The organism is Nocardia sp. NPDC004260 (assembly GCF_053603155.1).
In genome coordinates this window covers 303,326-319,947 of the sequence record NZ_JBSGEZ010000001.1, presented here as the reverse complement: position 1 = coordinate 319,947, position 16,622 = coordinate 303,326, and the positions used below count along the sequence as shown (strand labels likewise).

The 16,622-nt window shown below is 69.3% G+C and carries 15 protein-coding genes; 9 read left to right on the top strand and 6 right to left on the bottom strand.

Annotated elements, in window-relative coordinates; genetic code table 11:
- Positions 1-61: 61 nt before the first annotated feature.
- On the bottom strand, positions 62-1,330 hold the full coding sequence (locus ACWEO7_RS01205; protein ID WP_452419971.1) for an epoxide hydrolase family protein: 1,269 nt from the start codon (positions 1,328-1,330) through the stop codon (positions 62-64).
- A 138-nt stretch (positions 1,331-1,468) separates the two neighbouring features.
- Here ACWEO7_RS01205 and ACWEO7_RS01200 point away from each other — a divergent pair, with 138 nt between their 5' ends.
- Positions 1,469-2,287, top strand: coding sequence for an alpha/beta fold hydrolase (locus tag ACWEO7_RS01200; RefSeq protein ID WP_452419970.1), 819 nt, complete (start codon positions 1,469-1,471; stop codon positions 2,285-2,287).
- Positions 2,288-2,375: 88 nt separating this feature from the next.
- On the opposite strand, the gene ACWEO7_RS01195 is transcribed toward ACWEO7_RS01200, so the two are convergent.
- From ACWEO7_RS01195 to ACWEO7_RS01185, 3 genes are all read right to left on the bottom strand, one after another.
- Positions 2,376-3,332: a hypothetical protein gene (locus tag ACWEO7_RS01195; RefSeq protein ID WP_452419969.1), complete on the bottom strand. Its 957-nt coding sequence runs from the start codon at positions 3,330-3,332 to the stop codon at positions 2,376-2,378.
- A gap of 90 nt (positions 3,333-3,422) precedes the next feature.
- Positions 3,423-4,052, bottom strand: coding sequence for a TetR/AcrR family transcriptional regulator (locus ACWEO7_RS01190; protein ID WP_452419968.1), 630 nt, complete (start codon positions 4,050-4,052; stop codon positions 3,423-3,425).
- Positions 4,052-4,408, bottom strand: a complete 357-nt coding sequence (locus ACWEO7_RS01185) for an SPW repeat domain-containing protein (RefSeq protein WP_450020983.1) — start codon at positions 4,406-4,408, stop codon at positions 4,052-4,054. The genes ACWEO7_RS01190 and ACWEO7_RS01185 overlap by 1 nt, the downstream gene beginning before the upstream one ends.
- A gap of 216 nt (positions 4,409-4,624) precedes the next feature.
- On the opposite strand from ACWEO7_RS01185, the gene ACWEO7_RS01180 reads away from it, so the two are divergent.
- From ACWEO7_RS01180 to ACWEO7_RS01170, 3 genes are all read left to right on the top strand, one after another.
- The gene (locus tag ACWEO7_RS01180) at positions 4,625-5,821 is read left to right on the top strand and encodes an NAD(P)/FAD-dependent oxidoreductase (RefSeq protein ID WP_452419967.1); all 1,197 of its coding nucleotides are present in this window, start codon (positions 4,625-4,627) and stop codon (positions 5,819-5,821) included.
- 169 nt (positions 5,822-5,990) lie between these two features.
- Positions 5,991-6,752: a glutamate racemase gene (locus ACWEO7_RS01175; protein WP_452419966.1), complete on the top strand. Its 762-nt coding sequence runs from the start codon at positions 5,991-5,993 to the stop codon at positions 6,750-6,752.
- Positions 6,753-7,049: 297 nt separating this feature from the next.
- The gene (locus tag ACWEO7_RS01170) at positions 7,050-7,787 is read left to right on the top strand and encodes a DNA alkylation repair protein (RefSeq protein WP_452419965.1); all 738 of its coding nucleotides are present in this window, start codon (positions 7,050-7,052) and stop codon (positions 7,785-7,787) included.
- A 40-nt stretch (positions 7,788-7,827) separates the two neighbouring features.
- On the opposite strand, the gene ACWEO7_RS01165 is transcribed toward ACWEO7_RS01170, so the two are convergent.
- Both ACWEO7_RS01165 and mftR2 read right to left on the bottom strand, forming a co-directional pair.
- On the bottom strand, positions 7,828-8,883 hold the full coding sequence (locus tag ACWEO7_RS01165; protein WP_452419964.1) for a 2Fe-2S iron-sulfur cluster-binding protein: 1,056 nt from the start codon (positions 8,881-8,883) through the stop codon (positions 7,828-7,830).
- Positions 8,884-8,944: 61 nt separating this feature from the next.
- On the bottom strand, positions 8,945-9,583 hold the full coding sequence (gene mftR2 / locus ACWEO7_RS01160) for a mycofactocin system transcriptional regulator MftR2 (protein ID WP_450020973.1): 639 nt from the start codon (positions 9,581-9,583) through the stop codon (positions 8,945-8,947).
- A gap of 396 nt (positions 9,584-9,979) precedes the next feature.
- Between mftR2 and mftA the strand changes: the two genes are divergently transcribed.
- From mftA to ACWEO7_RS01135, 5 genes are all read left to right on the top strand, one after another.
- The gene (gene mftA / locus ACWEO7_RS01155; protein ID WP_157170973.1) at positions 9,980-10,078 is read left to right on the top strand and encodes a mycofactocin precursor MftA; all 99 of its coding nucleotides are present in this window, start codon (positions 9,980-9,982) and stop codon (positions 10,076-10,078) included.
- Positions 10,079-10,088: 10 nt separating this feature from the next.
- Positions 10,089-11,651: a mycofactocin radical SAM maturase gene (mftC, locus tag ACWEO7_RS01150; RefSeq protein ID WP_452419963.1), complete on the top strand. Its 1,563-nt coding sequence runs from the start codon at positions 10,089-10,091 to the stop codon at positions 11,649-11,651.
- 231 nt (positions 11,652-11,882) lie between these two features.
- Positions 11,883-13,283 (top strand): mycofactocin biosynthesis glycosyltransferase MftF, encoded by a 1,401-nt coding sequence (mftF, locus tag ACWEO7_RS01145; protein ID WP_450020971.1) that lies wholly within the window; start codon positions 11,883-11,885, stop codon positions 13,281-13,283.
- A 100-nt stretch (positions 13,284-13,383) separates the two neighbouring features.
- Positions 13,384-14,835 (top strand): mycofactocin dehydrogenase MftG, encoded by a 1,452-nt coding sequence (mftG, locus tag ACWEO7_RS01140; protein ID WP_452419962.1) that lies wholly within the window; start codon positions 13,384-13,386, stop codon positions 14,833-14,835.
- Positions 14,836-14,960: 125 nt separating this feature from the next.
- On the top strand, positions 14,961-16,331 hold the full coding sequence (locus ACWEO7_RS01135; protein ID WP_452419961.1) for a GAF domain-containing protein: 1,371 nt from the start codon (positions 14,961-14,963) through the stop codon (positions 16,329-16,331).
- Positions 16,332-16,622 lie beyond the last annotated feature (291 nt).

Sequence of the window (16,622 nt, the reverse complement as noted above, 5' to 3'; positions counted from 1 at the left end):
GTCCGGTCCGTCCGGCCGCGTTCGCATCCCGGCGAAGGCCGTCCGCGCAGCAAGTGGCTGCTCACCCGGCGGTGGACGGGGTGCGGCCGCGGAAGGTGCGGCGCAGATCGTCGACCCACTGGGCCGGAATCTCCCACGGGATGAAGTGACCACCGTGGTCGTGGGCGGTGAGGTTGACGTGGTTGTACCAATCGCCGCGGTCGCTGTCCCGGAACGCTTGCACGCGCCGGTCGGTGTCGACGCCCGGCGGGTTCTCGTAGCCGACGAAGGTGATGCCGGTCGGAGCCTCGATGGGCGGCTGCCGGTCGTGCGACGGCGTCCAGGGATAGCGATTGTTGTTGGCGTAGGTGCGGATGGACGTGCCGATGGAATTGGTGACCCAGAAGATCATCGCGTGGGTGAGCAGGTCGTCCTTGCCGAAGACCGACTCGATGTCGCCGCCGTTGTCGCTCCAGCTCACCCAGCGCTGCAAGATCCAGGCCAGCAACCCGGCGGGTGAGTCGGACAGCCCGTAGGCGAGAGTGCTCGGTTCGAGCACATGTGCGGTCAGGTGGACGGCGAAACGCCGTTCCAGTTGGAGGATCCGGTCGTGCACGGCGGCGGGCAGGCCCTCCGGGATGGGATTGCCGCCGGTGATGTCCCAGGCACGGTCGCCGCTGAACAGGGTCAGCTTCTGACCGGAGCCGATATGGATGCCGTACAGCTCGTCCGCGTACTTGTGCCCGAGCTGCCCGGTGACCAGCGCGCCGACGTCACAGCCCGCCGCGGCGTACTTCGCGTGGCCGAGGGTCTCGGTCATCAGGACGTGCCAGAGGTCGGCGACCTTCCAGAAGTTCATGTCCGGGTTCTTCGGCAGCGGACCGGAGAATCCGAATCCGGGGAACGACGGGACGATCACATCGAAGGCGTCGGCGGGGTCGCCGCCGAACGCCGCCGGGTCGGCCAGCGGGTCGATCACCTTGGCCCAATGCCAGAAGGTCCATGGCCAACCATGGGTGAGGATCAACGGCGTCGGGTCGGGTCCGACGCCCGGCTTCCGGAGGAAATGCACCGGCACCCCGTCGATCTCGACGAAGTAGTGGTCATAGGCGTTCAGTGCGGCCTCGGCCGCACGCCAGTCGTAATCGGTGCGCCAGTACTCGACCAGCTCCTGCAAATAGTCGCGGGACACGCCGTAGGACCAGTCCTCGTTGCCCGCGTCGACCGGCCAGCGGGTCAGTTCCAATCGCTGCCGCAGGTCGGCCAGCACGTCGTCGGATACATGAATAGGCGTGGGATCCAGCGGGAACGGCCGCGTCCCGGCTCCACGCGAAGAGGGCTCCTGACTCACCGGGCCAGTATGCTCCATGCGCTCTTCCGCGAGGCTGTGGAGAACATCACGGTGGGATTTGACCACCGAGGTAATCGCGGCTCGCGGCACGCTCCGCTAGCGTCGGGACGACGGACGGAGATCTGAGCGGAGGGCGCTGTGGTCGGGACCGGGCGGGCTGCGCGGCCCGAGATCACCGAAGGCGTGCTCGAGCACGGCCTGCCGTACTTCGCGATCGGTTCCGGTCGGCCACTGGTCTTTCTCCGGTGGTTCAGTCCCGACCACGCGAATCCCCGCGGTCGGATGCTCGACTCCGAGGTGCGAGTGCTGCGGCCGCTGGCGCGGAGCTTCCGGGTCTACGCGGTGGGCCGCGCGCCCGGCATGGCTCGGGGCATCACGATGGCGGAGATCGCGGCCGAGCACGCGGACGCGCTGCGCACCGAGTTCGGCGCGCCGGTCGACGTGCTCGGCATCTCCTCGGGCGGATCGGTGGCGTTGCAACTCGCCGCCGACCATCCCGAGGTCGTGCGCCGCCTCGTCGTCGCGTCGTCCGGATGCCGTTTGGATCCGGTCACGAAGGAAGGCCAGATGCGTTACGCCGAAGCGGTCCTGCGCGGGCGCCGCGCGATGCACCACCTGGCGTCGAGCAGCGTCTCCTCGCCCGCCGCCGCTCGTCTCGCGGGGGCCGCCATGTGGTTGCTGGACCCGTTGAGCCGCCCGCGTGACCCTGCCGACACGCACGCCTTTCTCCGCGCGGAGGACGAATTCGACCTCACCGAGCGCCTCGGTGAGATCCAGGCCCCGACGCTCGTCATCGGAGGCGAACGAGACGCCGCCTACAGCCTCGCCACCTTCCGCCGCACCGCTGACGGCATCCCCGATTCCCACCTCGTCATCTATCCGGGCGCGGGGCACGTGAGCGCGCTCAGGCACCCCCGCTTCGCCATCGACGTCGTCAACTTTCTCGATCAACCCTGACTCGCCACCGCTGTGCGCCCGGGTATTCGTCGGCTGTTCCTCTCGGCTCGGTCGACGGCCCGCGGGACGCTTATAGGGTTCGGCGCGTTCATGGTGCTGGGGTGGGAGTCCAGTAGCCGGCACGGTGGTGTTCCGCGGCCGTGCGGATCGCCGCGCGGAGACGATCGGTCAACTGGGCGGGAGCGGACAGATCGTCCCAAGTCCAGCGCACGACCACCCAGCCGAGTGCGCGGAGCCGATCCGCGCGGACGTTCTCCGCCGTGACCACCCGAGCGGTGGGCAGTGCACCGCGCGGCGCGGCGCGGAGGTGATCGCTTCCGTGGAATTCGCCGATCACACCGAGATCGGGGAACAGGAAATCGACACGGCCGATGCAGATCTCGTCATCGGAGAAGACGCGAGCTTGCACTTCGGGAGCCGGAAGACCCGCCCGGTGCAGCAGGATCCGGCTCAGCGATACGCCGACGTTCGCGCTGCGCCCGTCCAGGAGGTCCAGGACGAGGGCGGCACGGCGGCATCCGGGCCTGCGTCGCGCCCGGCGCAGGTGCTCCCGCAGTTCCGCCGTGGAGGTCAAGCCCTGGCGTAGCGCGGAATCCCCGAGGGCGACGGACTGTTCGAATCCTTCCGAGCGCGCGATGTCCAAGACCGTCCGCGCCGGGGTGGTCACCCGTATATCGTCGACCAAGGTGATCTCGTCGGGCTCCATCCGAGCCGAGTGGATCACCACCCTTCGGCTCAGCCGGCCGCCGTTGATCCGGTTCCTGGTCAGATGGACCCGGTCGAGCGGAATGCCCCAGGTCGTCATCCCGTGCAGCACCGCCGCCGAACAGTGGCTCGTGACGGCGGAGTCGGACGTGGACTCCGCGGTGGCCAGCGTCATCAGCAGATGCCTGCCGGTGGCGCCGAGACCGGAGCCCGGCGCGCTCAGATAGTGCCCGGCGCGCAGCCGCTGCCATTTCCCGGTTCTGCACAGCCGGTGCAGTGTCTTGTCGGACAGACCGGATGCCAGCGCCTGCTGACGCGAGATCAGTTGCGGTGCTTCCATACCGACGATCGTGATCGACCGGCGATGCAGGAACCCCCCCGCGCGGCGGCGCATGTGGACAACGCGCGGGCTGTGGACAACTGCGGGGAGTCAGCCCATCTGGGTCATTCCGGCCGCGACCACCTGGGCTATGTTCAGCACTTCATCGGCGGTGGGCAGCGGCACGCCGTCGAGCGCGTGCAGCCGGTCGGTGCTGGCGATCGCGAACATCGCCGAGACCCAGGCCGCGGCGCACGCGCGCAGGGTTCCAGGGCGGACCGGGCCGGGGGCGCTCGCCTGGAGCACCTTCGCGGTCACCTCCAGCATCTGGTCGCGCAGGCGGCGCAGTTGCCGCCGCACGTCGGGATGGGTGTCGGCCTCCCGCCACAGGATCACCCGCAGTACCGACGAGTGGTGGTCGCGCAGGTTCAGCGCAGCGTCGAGGTTGACCAGACTCGCCGCCGGATCTCCCGGCGTAACCACGGTGCCGATGTCGTCGATCGGCCGGGCGGGCACCCGCTCGGACATCAACGCGGACAGGATCGAGTCCTTGGTCGGGAAGTAGTAGAAGACGAGTCCTTTGGGGACGCCGGCCGCGGCGGCGATGGCAGCCGTCGCGGTGGCGTCGTATCCCTGTGCCGCGAAGAGGTCCTCCGCGGCGTCGAGGATCAACTGCCGAGCGTCGCCGTCGGCTTTCGCGCTGCGGCGGCGTCCGGCGCGCCGGGTTCCCGGTCGCTGCATCAGTGATGCGGAGCCATGTCGTGCAGCCGCCCCGACACCGTCGGCAGCGCCGCGACCGCGACCACCGCCGTCACCACTCCGACTACCCATGCGGTCCAGGATGCGCTGCGGTACTGGGTGAAGTCCATGACCCACGGCGAGACGAACAGCAGTACGCCGCACAGGCCCATCACGTAGTCCGCCGCCGCCATTTCGGGGCGGGCCATCTGTGCCAGGCCGGTGAGGGCGATGAGCACGCCGAGCACGATCAGCGACCACATGGCGTTGTTGTTGTGGTCGACCCACAAGGGGGACAGTGCGGCGAAGGCTCCGAGTATGACGGCCAGGAGATCCTGTGCGCGGCTCTCGGTGAACATGTGTACCTCCTCAGGCTGTGCGTATGTCCTGACCTCGGTCTAGTCCTGATTGACCGACCGATCAATATAGGAACGGACACAGTTGTGCGACGGTTGACCGGTCGCTCCACGTGATGGCCCGCACAGAGGAATGAACCAAGCAAAGGTTAGGGTGAGCTTCGTCGCCCCGCCGGTTCCGTGGAATCGGCGGCCGGATTCCAGTGAAGGGATGGCCGCATGACCGCGCCGATCGTGATCGTCGGAGCCGGCCTCGCCGGCCTGCGCACCGCGGACGAATTGCGCCGCGCGGGGTACGCCGGTGAACTCGTGCTCGTCGGTGACGAGTCGCGGTTGCCCTACGACCGGCCGCCGCTGTCCAAGCAGTTCGTGCGCGGCGAAACCGATGACACCACACTGCGTCCGAGCGAGTTCTACGCCGAGAAGCAGATCGATCTGCGCCTGAGCACCGAAGCCGTCGGGGTCGACACCGGTGCGCGCCGCGTCCGCCTCGCCGACGGCGCCACGCTGGACTATGACCAGCTGATCATCGCCACGGGTCTGCGCCCGCGCCGTCTGCCCGGCCTGCCCGAGCTGCGCGGCGTGCACGTCCTGCGCGGCCATGCCGACGCCGTCGCCCTGCGCGCCGATCTGAGCGGCGCGAGCACGGCGCTGGTCGTCGGCGCCGGCTTCATCGGCTGCGAACTCGCCGCGAGTTTCCGGGCGGCGGGAGTGGATGTCGTGCTGGTCGAACCGCAGGCGACGCCGCTGGCCTCGGTGCTCGGCGAAGCGGTGGGCGAACTGGTCGCGCGGATGCATCGCGCGGAAGGGGTGGATCTGCGCTGCGGCATCGGTGTGGACACCCTGTTCGGCGACGAGTCGGGGCGGGTGCGCGGTGCGCGACTGTCCGACGGTACCGAGATCGCCGCCGACCTCGTCGTGATCGGCGTGGGTTCGCGGCCGGTGACCGAATGGTTGAGCGACTCCGGAATCGCGCTGGCCGAACCGTCGGCCGGTGGCGGCGTGCTCGCCGACGAGGTGGGACGGACCTCCGCCGACGGCGTCTGGGCGGTCGGCGACGTGGCGGCCTGGCTGCACGAGACCGGACTCCGCAAGCGGGTCGAACACTGGACCAACGCCGGAGAACAGGCCAAATTGGTCGCCTGCGCGCTGCTGGGCGCCGAACCGCCCACGGCGGCGCGCGTCCCGTACTTCTGGAGCGACCAGTACGACGTCAAGATCCAGGCCCTCGGCACTCCCGGCGCGACCGACGAGGTGCACATTGCCTCCGACGACGGCCGCAAATTCCTCGCCTACTACGCCCAGGGCGGCAACCTCACCGGCGTCGTCGGCGCGGGCATGACGGCCCAGGTGATGAAGGCCCGCGCCAAGATCACGTCCGGTGCGCCGGTGACCGAGTTGCTCGCACCCAGCTGAGGGCGCGCCCGGCGGGAGCCGCGGAAGGGGCGGCTACGGCATCGGTACTGGTCGCCGAATCCTCAGCGACTATGGCCGCCGTGGCCCGCCTGCGCGCGCCGGTTGCGGAGCGTGCGCCGGGGCGCGCACGGCGTGTGGGGGCGTCATGGGGCTGTAATACGGTGGTGCGGTGATCGTCGCGCTCATCGACTCGGGTCTGGGGTTGCTGCCCACTGCCGCCTGGTTGCGCAAGTTACGGCCCGATGTGGATCTGCTGCTGCAGCTGGATCCGGACGGGGCGCCGTGGGGGCCGAAGCCGGAGGACTGGGTGGTCGAACGTGTGGTGAATGCCGCGCGGACCTCGCTTCGTTCGGGCGCGGAGGTGATCGTGCTGCCGTGCAACACCGCCAGCGTGACGGCGCTGGAGCACGTGCGCGCGGAGGTCGGGCCCGACGTGCCGGTGATCGGCACCGTGCCCGCGATCAAGCCCGCGGCGGCCGTGTGCCGGTCGGTGGCGGTCTGGGCCACCGCGGCGACCACGGCGAGCCGGTACCAGGCCGATCTGATCGCGAAATTCGGCGGCGACGCCGATGTGGTCGGGGTGGCGTGTCACGGGTTGGCGGACGCGATCGACCGTGGCGACCTGACCGCCGCCCACGAAGCGATCGTCAGCGCGGCGGAGCGGACGCCGCCCGGCGTGGAAGGCGTGGTGCTCGGCTGCACGCACTACCCGCTGGTGACCGACGCGATCGTGGCCGCGTTGCCCAGCGGCGTCCGGCTCTTCGACAGCGCGCAAGCCGTTGCCGCGCAGACCATTCGGCGCATCGAGGCGCTGGGCCGCCCCACCACGGGTACCGGGGTGATCCGGGTGCTCAACAGCGGTCGGCCCGGTGCGCTGCCCAGCAGCGCGGCCGCCTTCGATTCCGGCCGCGTGCTTGGCGCGCAAGGGTGAACCGCTGCCCGGCACCGTGCTGACGACCGGCACCACCGGGTGCGGGATCGATCTGGGTGGGGCAGTTGGGGCGCCATCCGGAGTGAACTCGGTATCGCGTACGAGTCGACTCGAGCATCGCGAGGGCCTTGTGCATCCGCCGCTTCCCGCGGATCGGCAGTTGTGGTGCCGCGTCGAAGCGCCGGTCGAAGGTTCAGGCGCCCACATCCTTACTGCCCGGCTGGTGGGTGCGTCGAAGATCGTCGTGGTGGACCGGACCGTAAAGCCGACAGCATTTCGGAACAGGAGCATGGTTCGATGACCGACTCGGTGACCGCGGCCGACGTGCGGGCGGCGTTGCGGGAACTGGCGAATCCGGCTGATGCGACGCAGCTACAGCGGTTCTTCAAGACCGGTCCCGGTGAATACGGCGAGGGTGACGTGTTCCTCGGCGTCCGGGTCCCGGCGAGCCGCCGGGTCGCCAAGCGCTTCGCGACACTTCCGCTCGACGAGATCGACCGGCTGCTCGACAGTGACGTGCACGAAGACCGGTTCGCCGCGCTGGTGATCTTGAACGCGCGATTCGCCAAGGCGTCCCAGCCGCGCTCCTTCGACGACGCCGCCCGCGCCGCCATGGTGCGGTTGTATCTGGCGGCCGTGCGCCGCGGACGGGTGAACAACTGGGATCTCGTGGACGTGTCGGCGGAGAATATCGTCGGCCCGTGGCTACTGGACAAACCGCGTGACCTGCTGTTCGAGCTGGCGGCCGCCGAGTCGCTGTGGGAGCGGCGGGTGGCGTTGCTGTCCACGTTCGCGTTCATCAAGGCGGGTGACGCCTCGACCACCTTCGCGCTGTGTGAACTGCTGCTCGACGACCGGCGCGACCTGATCCAGAAGGCGCTGGGCTGGATGCTGCGCGAAGTCGGCAAGCGCGTCGACCGCGGCCTGCTGACCGGATTCCTCGACCGGCACGCGCAGGCCATGGGACGCACCGCGTTGAGCTACGCGACCGAGCATCTGCCGCCCGAGGCTCGCGCGGAATACCGCGCGCGATAGGCGACGCAAACGATCGGCGAATTATCTCAGGCGAGCGCGCTCAGAACTGGATCTTCAGGTGGTCGGTCACCGGGTGCGCCTGGCAGCCGAGGATGTAACCGTTCTCGATATCCTCCGGGTCGAGAATTTCGGCGTTGTCCATTTCGACCTTGCCCTCCAGCACCGTGCACGCGCACGAGCCGCACTCGCCTTCCTGGCAGGAGTAGGGCACGTCCAAGCCCTTGGCCAGCATGATGTCCACCAGCGTCTGCCTGCGCGGCCACTTCAGTTCGTGCACTTCGCCGTCGAGTTCGACTTCCACGGTCGCCGCGTCGGCCGCCTCCTCGTCGGAGACCTCGACCGGCGCCTGATCGGCGAACGGGTCGCCGGCCAGTGAGTTGAACACCTCGGCGTGCGTGCGCGTGCGCGGCACGCCCAGTTGCCCGAGCGCGTCGTGCACCCGGTCCATGAACGGTTTCGGCCCGCACATGTACGCGTCGTAGCCGCGATACGGGGCGACGAGGGTGGCCAGCGCGTCGGCCGTCGGCAGGCCCTGCAGGTATTCCAGCCAGTGGATCACGGTGAGCCGCTGCGGGTGCTTGTCCGCCAGATCGCGCAGCTCACCGGCGAAGATCACGGACTCGTGGTCGCGGTTGGCGTAGACCAGCACGATGCGGCCGTTCCCGCGGGCCAGGGCCGACTTGAGGATGGACATGACCGGCGTGATGCCGCTGCCCGCGCCGAACAGCAGCAGGTCGTCGTCGAGATCCTTCGGGGTGAAGACGCCGGAGGGCGGCAGCACCTCGATCCGGTCGCCCTCTTTCACGTTGTCGCACACCCAGTTCGACCCGTAGCCGCCCTCGGTCCGCTTGACGGTCACCTTCGGACGGTCGTCGGTGTAGGGCGAGCTGGCCAGGGAGTAGCACCGCGCCACCGAGCCGGTCCGGTCGCTGGGGATGCGCAGGGTGAGGAACTGTCCCGGCTGGTAACGGAACTTCTCGGCCAGCTCGGCGGGAACGTCGAAGACCAGCGAGCGGGTGTCGGCCGTCTCGGCGATGACCGCGGACACCCGCAGCACGACCGAGCGCGAGCCGTGGGGAACCTCGACAGTGGTCATGTCGTCCTCTCGAACCTGGCACGGGCAACCCGCGACGCAAAAACTAGAACGTGTTTCAGTTTCATCGTACGTCGGTCGTCGCCTGGCGGACAAGCTGGGCTTCCAGACCGGCGATCAGCACCTCCATGCCGAAGTCGTAGGAGTAGCGTCCGCGCAGGTCACCGATGTACCGGGTGGCCCGTTCGACAACCGGTGGCAGCGTGACATCGGCCGGCGCGGAGCGGTCGCGCGGGTTCACCCGGCTGCGGCCGAACAGGTAGGTGTGGATGGTGGCGTAGGCGGCGAGGATATTGCGATCGCCGAACCCCGCGTCGTCGAGGATGTCCATGATCGCGGCGATCAGGTCCAGCTGTTTGCCCAGCATCTGCTCGATCAGGATGTCGCCGAGGCCGGGATGCTTGCGCAACTTCTCGTCGATCTGGTCGACGAGAGCGCGCAGCCGATGCTGCCACGTGCCGGATTCGGCCGGTGGCGTGCGCACTCCGGTGAGTGCCGCGCTCGCGACGAGGTCGAGCAGCTCGCGCTTGTCGGCGACGTAGTAATAGGGCGCCATCGGGGAGACGCCGAGTTCGCGGGACAGTCGCCGCATCGACAGTTTCTCCACGCCGTCCTCGCGGACGACGCGCAGCGCGGCCTCGACGATCTCGGACTCCGACAGTGTTCGATTCGTGGTGCTCGCGGGCCCTCCGTGGTTACGCAAGCTTCCGCCTCCGGGCCTGGTGCGCGCACCGCTGTGTGCCGCCGCCCCCGTTCGCCTGCATTCGTCCGACTCCCATGCCACCTCTACCACTGCGGGCGTGCTGCCCGTCACATTCTGTTCAGTTGCTTGCCACCCGCAGTCTAGAGCGCCGGGCGCAGGTCGCGTCGCCGCCTGTTCCACTCGGCTCGCGGTGGAATCGGCTCCTCGCTCGGCGCGCGCGGAGGCCGGGTACCTCGCGGATCGCCGGATAAGTGAAACCTGTTCTTTTGTCAGTTTATGACGTTATTGTGTGAGCACGAACTGCACCGGGCAGTTCGCACACGGATCGTCCTCGCGGAGGTAGCCATGCCGGAATACGGGTCCACCGGACACGCAGACACCGACAACACCGGACGGATGGAGGCCGCCGCCGCGCGGTCGGCCGAAGAAGCGCCGCTGGTCGAGGAGAGCCTCATCGAAGAGGTGTCCATCGACGGCATGTGCGGCGTCTACTGACGGGCGGTCGATGACGATGCTCGATCTCGATACCCGCTGGCAGCTGCATCCGCGAGTGGCGCTGCGTCCGGAGCCGTTCGGCGCGCTGCTCTACCACTTCGGCACGCGCAAGCTCTCCTTCCTGAAGAGTCCGCGGATCGTCGAGATCGTCCGGTCGCTGCCGGAGCACACGTCGGCGCGCACCGCCCTGCGCGCGGCGGGCGTGCCGGAGAAGAACGCCGCGGCTTACGTCAAAGCGCTGACACAGCTCGCCGAATCCGACATGATCATCGGTGCGCCGGCCGGCGCACCGACGGCGCCCTCCGTCGCGAGCGCGGCCACGGCGCCGCCGTCGACGGCGGGGGTGGTCCCGCCGTCGGACGCGGCGGTTCGCCTGGTGGACCGCTTCGAGTCCGGTCTCGCCGCGCCGATCTGTCTGACCTGGGAACTCACCTACGCCTGCAACCTGTCCTGCGTGCACTGCCTGTCGTCTTCGGGGCGCAGGGACCCGCGTGAGCTGAGCACCGAGCAGTGCAAGGCGCTGATCGACGAGTTCGAGCGTATGCAGGTGTTCTACGTGAACATCGGCGGTGGCGAGCCCACGGTGCGCCCGGACTTCTGGGAACTGGTCGATTACGCGACCGCGCACCATGTGGGCGTGAAGTTCTCCACCAACGGAGTCCGGATCACGCCCGAGGTCGCGGCCCGGCTGGCCGCCAGTGACTACGTCGACGTGCAGGTGTCGCTGGACGGCGCCGACGCCGAGGTCAACGACGCCGTGCGCGGCCCCGGCTCCTACGCCATGGCCATTCGCGCGCTGGAGAATCTCGCCGCGGCGGGTTTCCGGGACGCGAAGCTGTCGGTGGTGGCGACCAGGCACAACATCACGCAGCTCGACGAGTTCCGCGCCATCGCCGAAAGGTACGGCGCCACCTTGCGTTTGACCAGGTTGCGGCCGTCGGGCCGGGGTGCGGACGTGTGGGACGACTTGCATCCCACGCCCGATCAGCAGCGTGTCCTCTACGACTGGCTGCTGCGCAACGGGGAGGGCGTGCTCACCGGCGACTCGTTCTTCCACCTGTCGGCGTTCGGTGCGGCGCTGCCGGGGCTGAACATGTGCGGCGCGGGCCGGGTGGTCTGTCTGGTCGACCCGGTGGGTGACGTCTATGCCTGCCCGTTCGCCATCCACGACCGGTTCCACGCCGGAAACGTCGTGGCCGACGGCGGTTTCGGGGCCGTATGGCGGTCCTCGGAGTTGTTCGGGGAGCTGCGGGAGCCCAGTGGCGGCGGCGCGTGCGCGTCGTGCAGCCATTACGACGCCTGCCGCGGCGGCTGCATGGCGGCGAAGTTCTTCACCGGGCTGCCCGCCGACGGGCCTGATCCGGAGTGCGTCCAGGGGTACGGCGAAGCGGCACTGGCCGATACGGCGCGGATGATCCCGCGTTCGTCGGTCGACCATTCCCGCCGGGGCGCCCCGCGCGCGGGCGGGCGCAAGAGCGGACCGGTTCCGCTGACGCTGAGCGCGACGCGCCCGGCCGGATTCACGCCGGAACGCCGCCCGGCGCGGGCCTGCGACGAGAGCCCGCTGGCGTGAAGCCATGAAGTTTGCCAAAAGTATGCTGAGAGCAGGGGTGTGGCTATCGTCCGGCCGTCGACCGGGAGATAGCCGCCCTGTTGCCGGATGCTGGGAAACGGGTGCGAGCGAACACTCGGCATCGGGTGCGGCGCGCGACCGTTCCGGTGGCGGGCCGGTTTCGCCCGGAAATCTGCCGTTTTTTCCGGACTGTTGATGTCTACCCGCGAAACTCCGCCTAGCATGCCAGGAATGCGCCATGATCGCCTGCCCGATGGATTCGGGGTGCGGATCGATCCCCGGGTACGCGCATACTCCGGCGGGCGGGTTCTGATCGGCGGTTCGCCGGCCAGGTTGCTGCGACTTGCCCCGGAGGCCGCCGAGATGATCGGCGACGGGTACCTGGAGGTGACCGGCCCGAAGTCCGCTGTCGTTGCCAGACGGCTGCTCGACTCCGGGGTGGCCAACCCCCGCCCCCGGCTGCTGCCGTCGCCGGAGGACGTCACCGTCATCGTGCCGCTGCACAACAACGCCGAAGGACTGGCGCGGCTGCTCGCCGCGTTGCGCGGGCACAACGTCATCGTGGTCGACGACGGGTCCGACCAGCCGGTGCGGATACCGCGCAACCGTGGCACCCGGTGCCGGGTGACCGTGCTGCGGCACGACCGCAAGCAGGGGCCCGCGGCCGCGCGCAACGCCGGCTTGCGGGCGGCGACAACCGACTTCGTCGCATTCCTGGATTCCGACGTGGTGCCGCGCAGCGGATGGCTGGAAGTGATGCTCGGCCATTTCAGCGACCCCGGGGTGGCGCTGGTCGCCCCGCGGATCGTCGCGCTGGACCCGGAGTCCAACGCGCTGGCGCGCTACGAGCACACCCGCTCCTCACTCGACCTGGGCAGGCGCGAGGCGGCGGTGCACTCGCGCGGGCTGGTGTCCTACGTGCCGAGCGCGGCGCTGCTGGCGCGGCGCAGGGCGCTGCTGGAGCAAGGCGGCTTCGACGAGTCGATGCACGTCGCCGAGGACGTCGACCTGTGCTGGCGGCTGGAGCGGGCGGGCTGGCGGCTGCGCTACGAGCCCGCGGCCCACGTGGCGCACGACCACCGGGTGTGCTTCCGCGCGTGGTTCGGCCGAAAGCTGTTCTACGGCACCGGCGCGGCGCCGCTGGGCGAGCGGCACGCGGGAACGGTGTCCCCGTTGTCGGTGCCGTCCTGGACGCTGCTGGCCGCGTTCCTGTTCGCGACGCTCACCAAGTGGGGACTGTTCGGCGGCATCGTCACCCTGATCACCGCGCTGGCCCGGTTGCGCCGCGTCTTCGCCGGGCTGGACAACTCCACCCGGATCGCCGCGATCTATCTGGCGCGCGGCTTCTTCGCCGGACTGTGGCGTCTGGCCTCGGCGATGTGCAGGCATTACTGGCCGATCACGGTGCTGGCGATGTTCTTCTCCCGTCGGGTGCGGCGCATCGCGATCACCATGGCCGTCGCGGACGGATTGGCCGACTGGTTCACCCACCGCGACTCGGGCGGCCTCGATCCCGTCCGCTACACGGTCTACAAGCGTCTCGACGACATCGCCTACGGCACCGGCCTGTGGCTCGGCGCGTTCCGCGCGCGCAGCGTGGAAGCGCTGAAACCCACCACACCGTCCCATTGATCGACCTGAAGCACCCGCGATGACCTGGATCTTGCCCGCACCCTCGCCGCGCCGCCGTCCGGCGACGCGGACCGCGCCGAGATACTGAACGGGAGTCCGAATGGCCGACACGCTCATCGTCGGGGGCGGGACCGCCGGGTGTGTCCTCGCGGAGCGATTGAGCGCCGATCCCGCGCATACGGTGCGGCTGCTCGAAGCCGGTCGGATGTGGACCAGTCGCGACGCGATGCCCGCCGAATTGCTGGACGCCGCGTCGCTGCCGATCGGTCCGGAGGCCCCGTGGCTGTGGCGTTACGAGGTGATCCTCGCCGACGACCCGCCGGTGCCGGCAACCATTGTGCGGGGCAAGGTGATCGGCGGCTCGGGGGCGGTCAACGGCGGTTACTTCGTCCGCGCCACGGTGGCGGATTTCGACGCCTGGAGCCGGGTACTCGGCGACTCGGACAGCTGGTCGTTCGATTCCGTGCTTCCGCTCTACTGCCGGATCGAGCGCGACCTCGACTTCGGCGAACAGCCCTGGCATGGCGACCGCGGCCCGATTCCCGTGGTGCGCAGCTCGGATCCCGCACCGGTCAGCGCGGCGTTCACGGAGGCCTGCCTCGCGTCCGGGTTCGCCGAGGTGCCCGATCTCAATGCCCCAGAAAGCGGGGAGGGGGTGGGCGCGGTGCCGTGCAATTGCGACCGAGGCAGGCGCATCGGCCCGTCGATCGGCTATCTGCTGCCCGCGCTGGCCCGCCCCAATCTGACCGTCGCAGGGGAAACGGCGGTCACGCGCATCCGCTTCGACGGAACCCGTGCGGTCGGCGTGGAGTACGTACGCGATGGCGAGAGCGGCATCGAGTGGGCCGACCGGATCGTGCTCTGCGCGGGCGCGATCGAGTCGGCCACGCTGCTGTTGCGCTCCGGCATCGGCGACCCGGAACGGCTGCGCCCCCTCGGCATCCCGGTCGTGCACGCCGCCCCGGTGGGCTCCTGGCTCAGCGACCATCCGGAAGTGGGCATCTCCTATCTGCTGCACCTGGCCGAACCGCCGAGCGTGCCGCTGGAGACGGTGCTCGAGGTGGACGATGTCGAAATCCGGCCGTACGCCGTGTCGTTCACACCCGGGGTGCGCAGGCTCGGCGTCACGCTGATGCGGCCGCGATCCTCCGGCGTGCTCCGCCTGCGGTCGGCCGACCCCGGCGCCGCGCCGCTGATCGACTACCGCTACCTGACCGCCGACCAGGATCGCGCCCGATTACGGGACGCGGTGGCGACCGCGGGCGGCCTGCTGCGACGAATGAACGCGCGGCCGGTCGATCCGATTCCGCGGTCCGCGGATCTCGATGCCTGGTTACGCGCGAATCTCGCCACTTCGCAACATTTGTCCGGAACCTGTCGAATGGGCCGGGAAAACGATGCGGCCGCCGTGGTGGACGAGCGCTGCCGGGTGCACGGAGTTACCGGGTTGTCCGTGGTGGATCTGTCCGTGGTGCCGGTGCCGCTCGGTCGTGGACCGCAGGCCACGACCATGGTGATCGCGGAAAAGGCGGCCGCACACCTGTACTCGTGAAGTGAAAGACGGTTCGGTCACAATTTGCCGGGATACGCACCGGGTGTGACCTGGCGGACAAAGCCGAACATCGGCCGTTCCCGCCCTGAATGCGCCGGTACAGTTTGGGGCGGAAAGAAAGGCAAATGGTCAGCAACATCGCAGGTGGGCGACCCCCACGGCCGGGCGTGGAGCCGGGCGCCCAACTGGGTGCGCTCGAAGTCTACGCCGCGCAGGCGCACGGATATCTCGGCGCGGGTGGCGATCAACTTGCCCGCCTCGCCGGTCTGCTGCGTCCCGCCGTGCTGGAGTCCTGGCTGCGCAGCTTGCGCGGCGGGGTCGATCCGATGGACGCGGTCGACGGCCGCGGTCTGCGCGGCGCCGATCTGCAGCGCTATCTCCAGGCCCATCCGATCGCCGCGCTGATGCCGCTGATCGACACATTGCTCGTACAGGACACGGCCAGAACAGGTTTGATCGTCGTGGTGGCCGATCAGTTCGGCCGGGTGCTCTCGGTGCACGGTGGTGACGAACAGGTCGCGGCCGCCGCGGAGATCGGCCTGCGCGCCGGTGACGACCTGAGCGAGCGCCGCATCGGGACGAACGCGGTCGGCCTGGTGGTGCGTACCGGGCGCGCCGCGTGGATCCACGGCCCGGAGCACTTCCTGCACCGGATGCACCAGATCACCGGAGCCGCGGCCCCGGTGCACGATCCGGATGGCAGGCTGGTCGGAGTGCTGATGATTGCGGGCGGCGTCCGGGTGGCCAAGCCGGAGATTCTCGCCCTGATCAAAGCCACCGCCACGGCCGCGGAGATGGACCTGCTGCTCACCGCGATGCGCTCCGGCGAGCGTCGGACCGACGGTCGCGGCAGGCGTGACCCGGCGCAGCCGCACCCGGCGGGCAGGCTCGCGCTCGACGTGCTCGGCCTCGGTCAGCCGCAACTGAGCGTCGCGGATGATCGAGTGCCCCTGTCGCAGCGGCATGCCGAGATCCTGCTGCTGCTGGCCGAACATCCGGAGGGACTCGGCGCCGATCATCTCGCGCTATTGCTCGACGACACCGATCTGGACAACGGCACCATCCGCGCGGCCGTGTCCCGGTTGCGTGCGGTGGTCGGTCCGACCGTGTTCGGTTCGCGGCCTTACCGTTTGCGCGTTCCGGTCGCAACCGATGTGGAGGCGTTGCGCGCGGCGCTCGACTCCGGTGATGTCGATTCCGCATTACGGCTCTATGCCGGGCCGGTGCTGCCGCGTTCGACCGCGCCCGGCATCATCGACATTCGCGACGAACTGCGGGTTCGATTGCGCACCGCGGTGCTGGCTTCGGGCGACGTGGCGCTGCTGCGCCGGTGGACCGCGTGTCCGGAGGGGCGCGACGACGCCGCGGCGTGGGCGGCCTACCGGGCCACGGTTGACCGCGACTCGCCGCTGTATGCGCAGATCGAGGCCAAGATCCGGGTACTGGATCGCCGCCTCGGCGCCGATGCAACGCGAATGCAACGTTTCGGCTCATAGTCTGCACAGCCATCGGCGTCGCCGCGGTCGAATGTGATCGCGCATTACGCTTTGCCCTGGACTTCCGGCCCTGGTAGCCGCGTTGGACAAGCGTCCAGAAGTTTTTAGTGCAAATTGTTCCTTTTTATTAACGAAGCGCCTAATGTTCGCAATGCACGGATCACGACCGTGTGACGTAGCTGACATAGCCGTGGCGCCCGCTCCACGGCGATGACGTTGGAGGATTGGCGGCTTTCCGCGCGAGCGTGCCCGAGCACCGCTCGCGCTCTCATCGAATCGCACGTGGTGGTC

What these genes read in the sequence shown, in the direction of transcription:
- ACWEO7_RS01195 (WP_452419969.1), bottom strand. Translation starts at nt 3,332, where the DNA reads ATGGAAGCACCGCAACTGATCTCGCGTCAGCAGGCGCTGGCATCCGGT.
- ACWEO7_RS01190 (WP_452419968.1), bottom strand. Translation starts at nt 4,052, where the DNA reads ATGCAGCGACCGGGAACCCGGCGCGCCGGACGCCGCCGCAGCGCGAAA.
- ACWEO7_RS01185 (WP_450020983.1), bottom strand. Translation starts at nt 4,408, where the DNA reads ATGTTCACCGAGAGCCGCGCACAGGATCTCCTGGCCGTCATACTCGGA.
- ACWEO7_RS01180 (WP_452419967.1), top strand. Translation starts at nt 4,625, where the DNA reads ATGACCGCGCCGATCGTGATCGTCGGAGCCGGCCTCGCCGGCCTGCGC.
- ACWEO7_RS01170 (WP_452419965.1), top strand. Translation starts at nt 7,050, where the DNA reads ATGACCGACTCGGTGACCGCGGCCGACGTGCGGGCGGCGTTGCGGGAA.
- ACWEO7_RS01165 (WP_452419964.1), bottom strand. Translation starts at nt 8,883, where the DNA reads ATGACCACTGTCGAGGTTCCCCACGGCTCGCGCTCGGTCGTGCTGCGG.
- mftA (WP_157170973.1), top strand. Translation starts at nt 9,980, where the DNA reads ATGGAGGCCGCCGCCGCGCGGTCGGCCGAAGAAGCGCCGCTGGTCGAG.
- mftC (WP_452419963.1), top strand. Translation starts at nt 10,089, where the DNA reads ATGACGATGCTCGATCTCGATACCCGCTGGCAGCTGCATCCGCGAGTG.
- mftF (WP_450020971.1), top strand. Translation starts at nt 11,883, where the DNA reads ATGCGCCATGATCGCCTGCCCGATGGATTCGGGGTGCGGATCGATCCC.
- mftG (WP_452419962.1), top strand. Translation starts at nt 13,384, where the DNA reads ATGGCCGACACGCTCATCGTCGGGGGCGGGACCGCCGGGTGTGTCCTC.
- ACWEO7_RS01135 (WP_452419961.1), top strand. Translation starts at nt 14,961, where the DNA reads ATGGTCAGCAACATCGCAGGTGGGCGACCCCCACGGCCGGGCGTGGAG.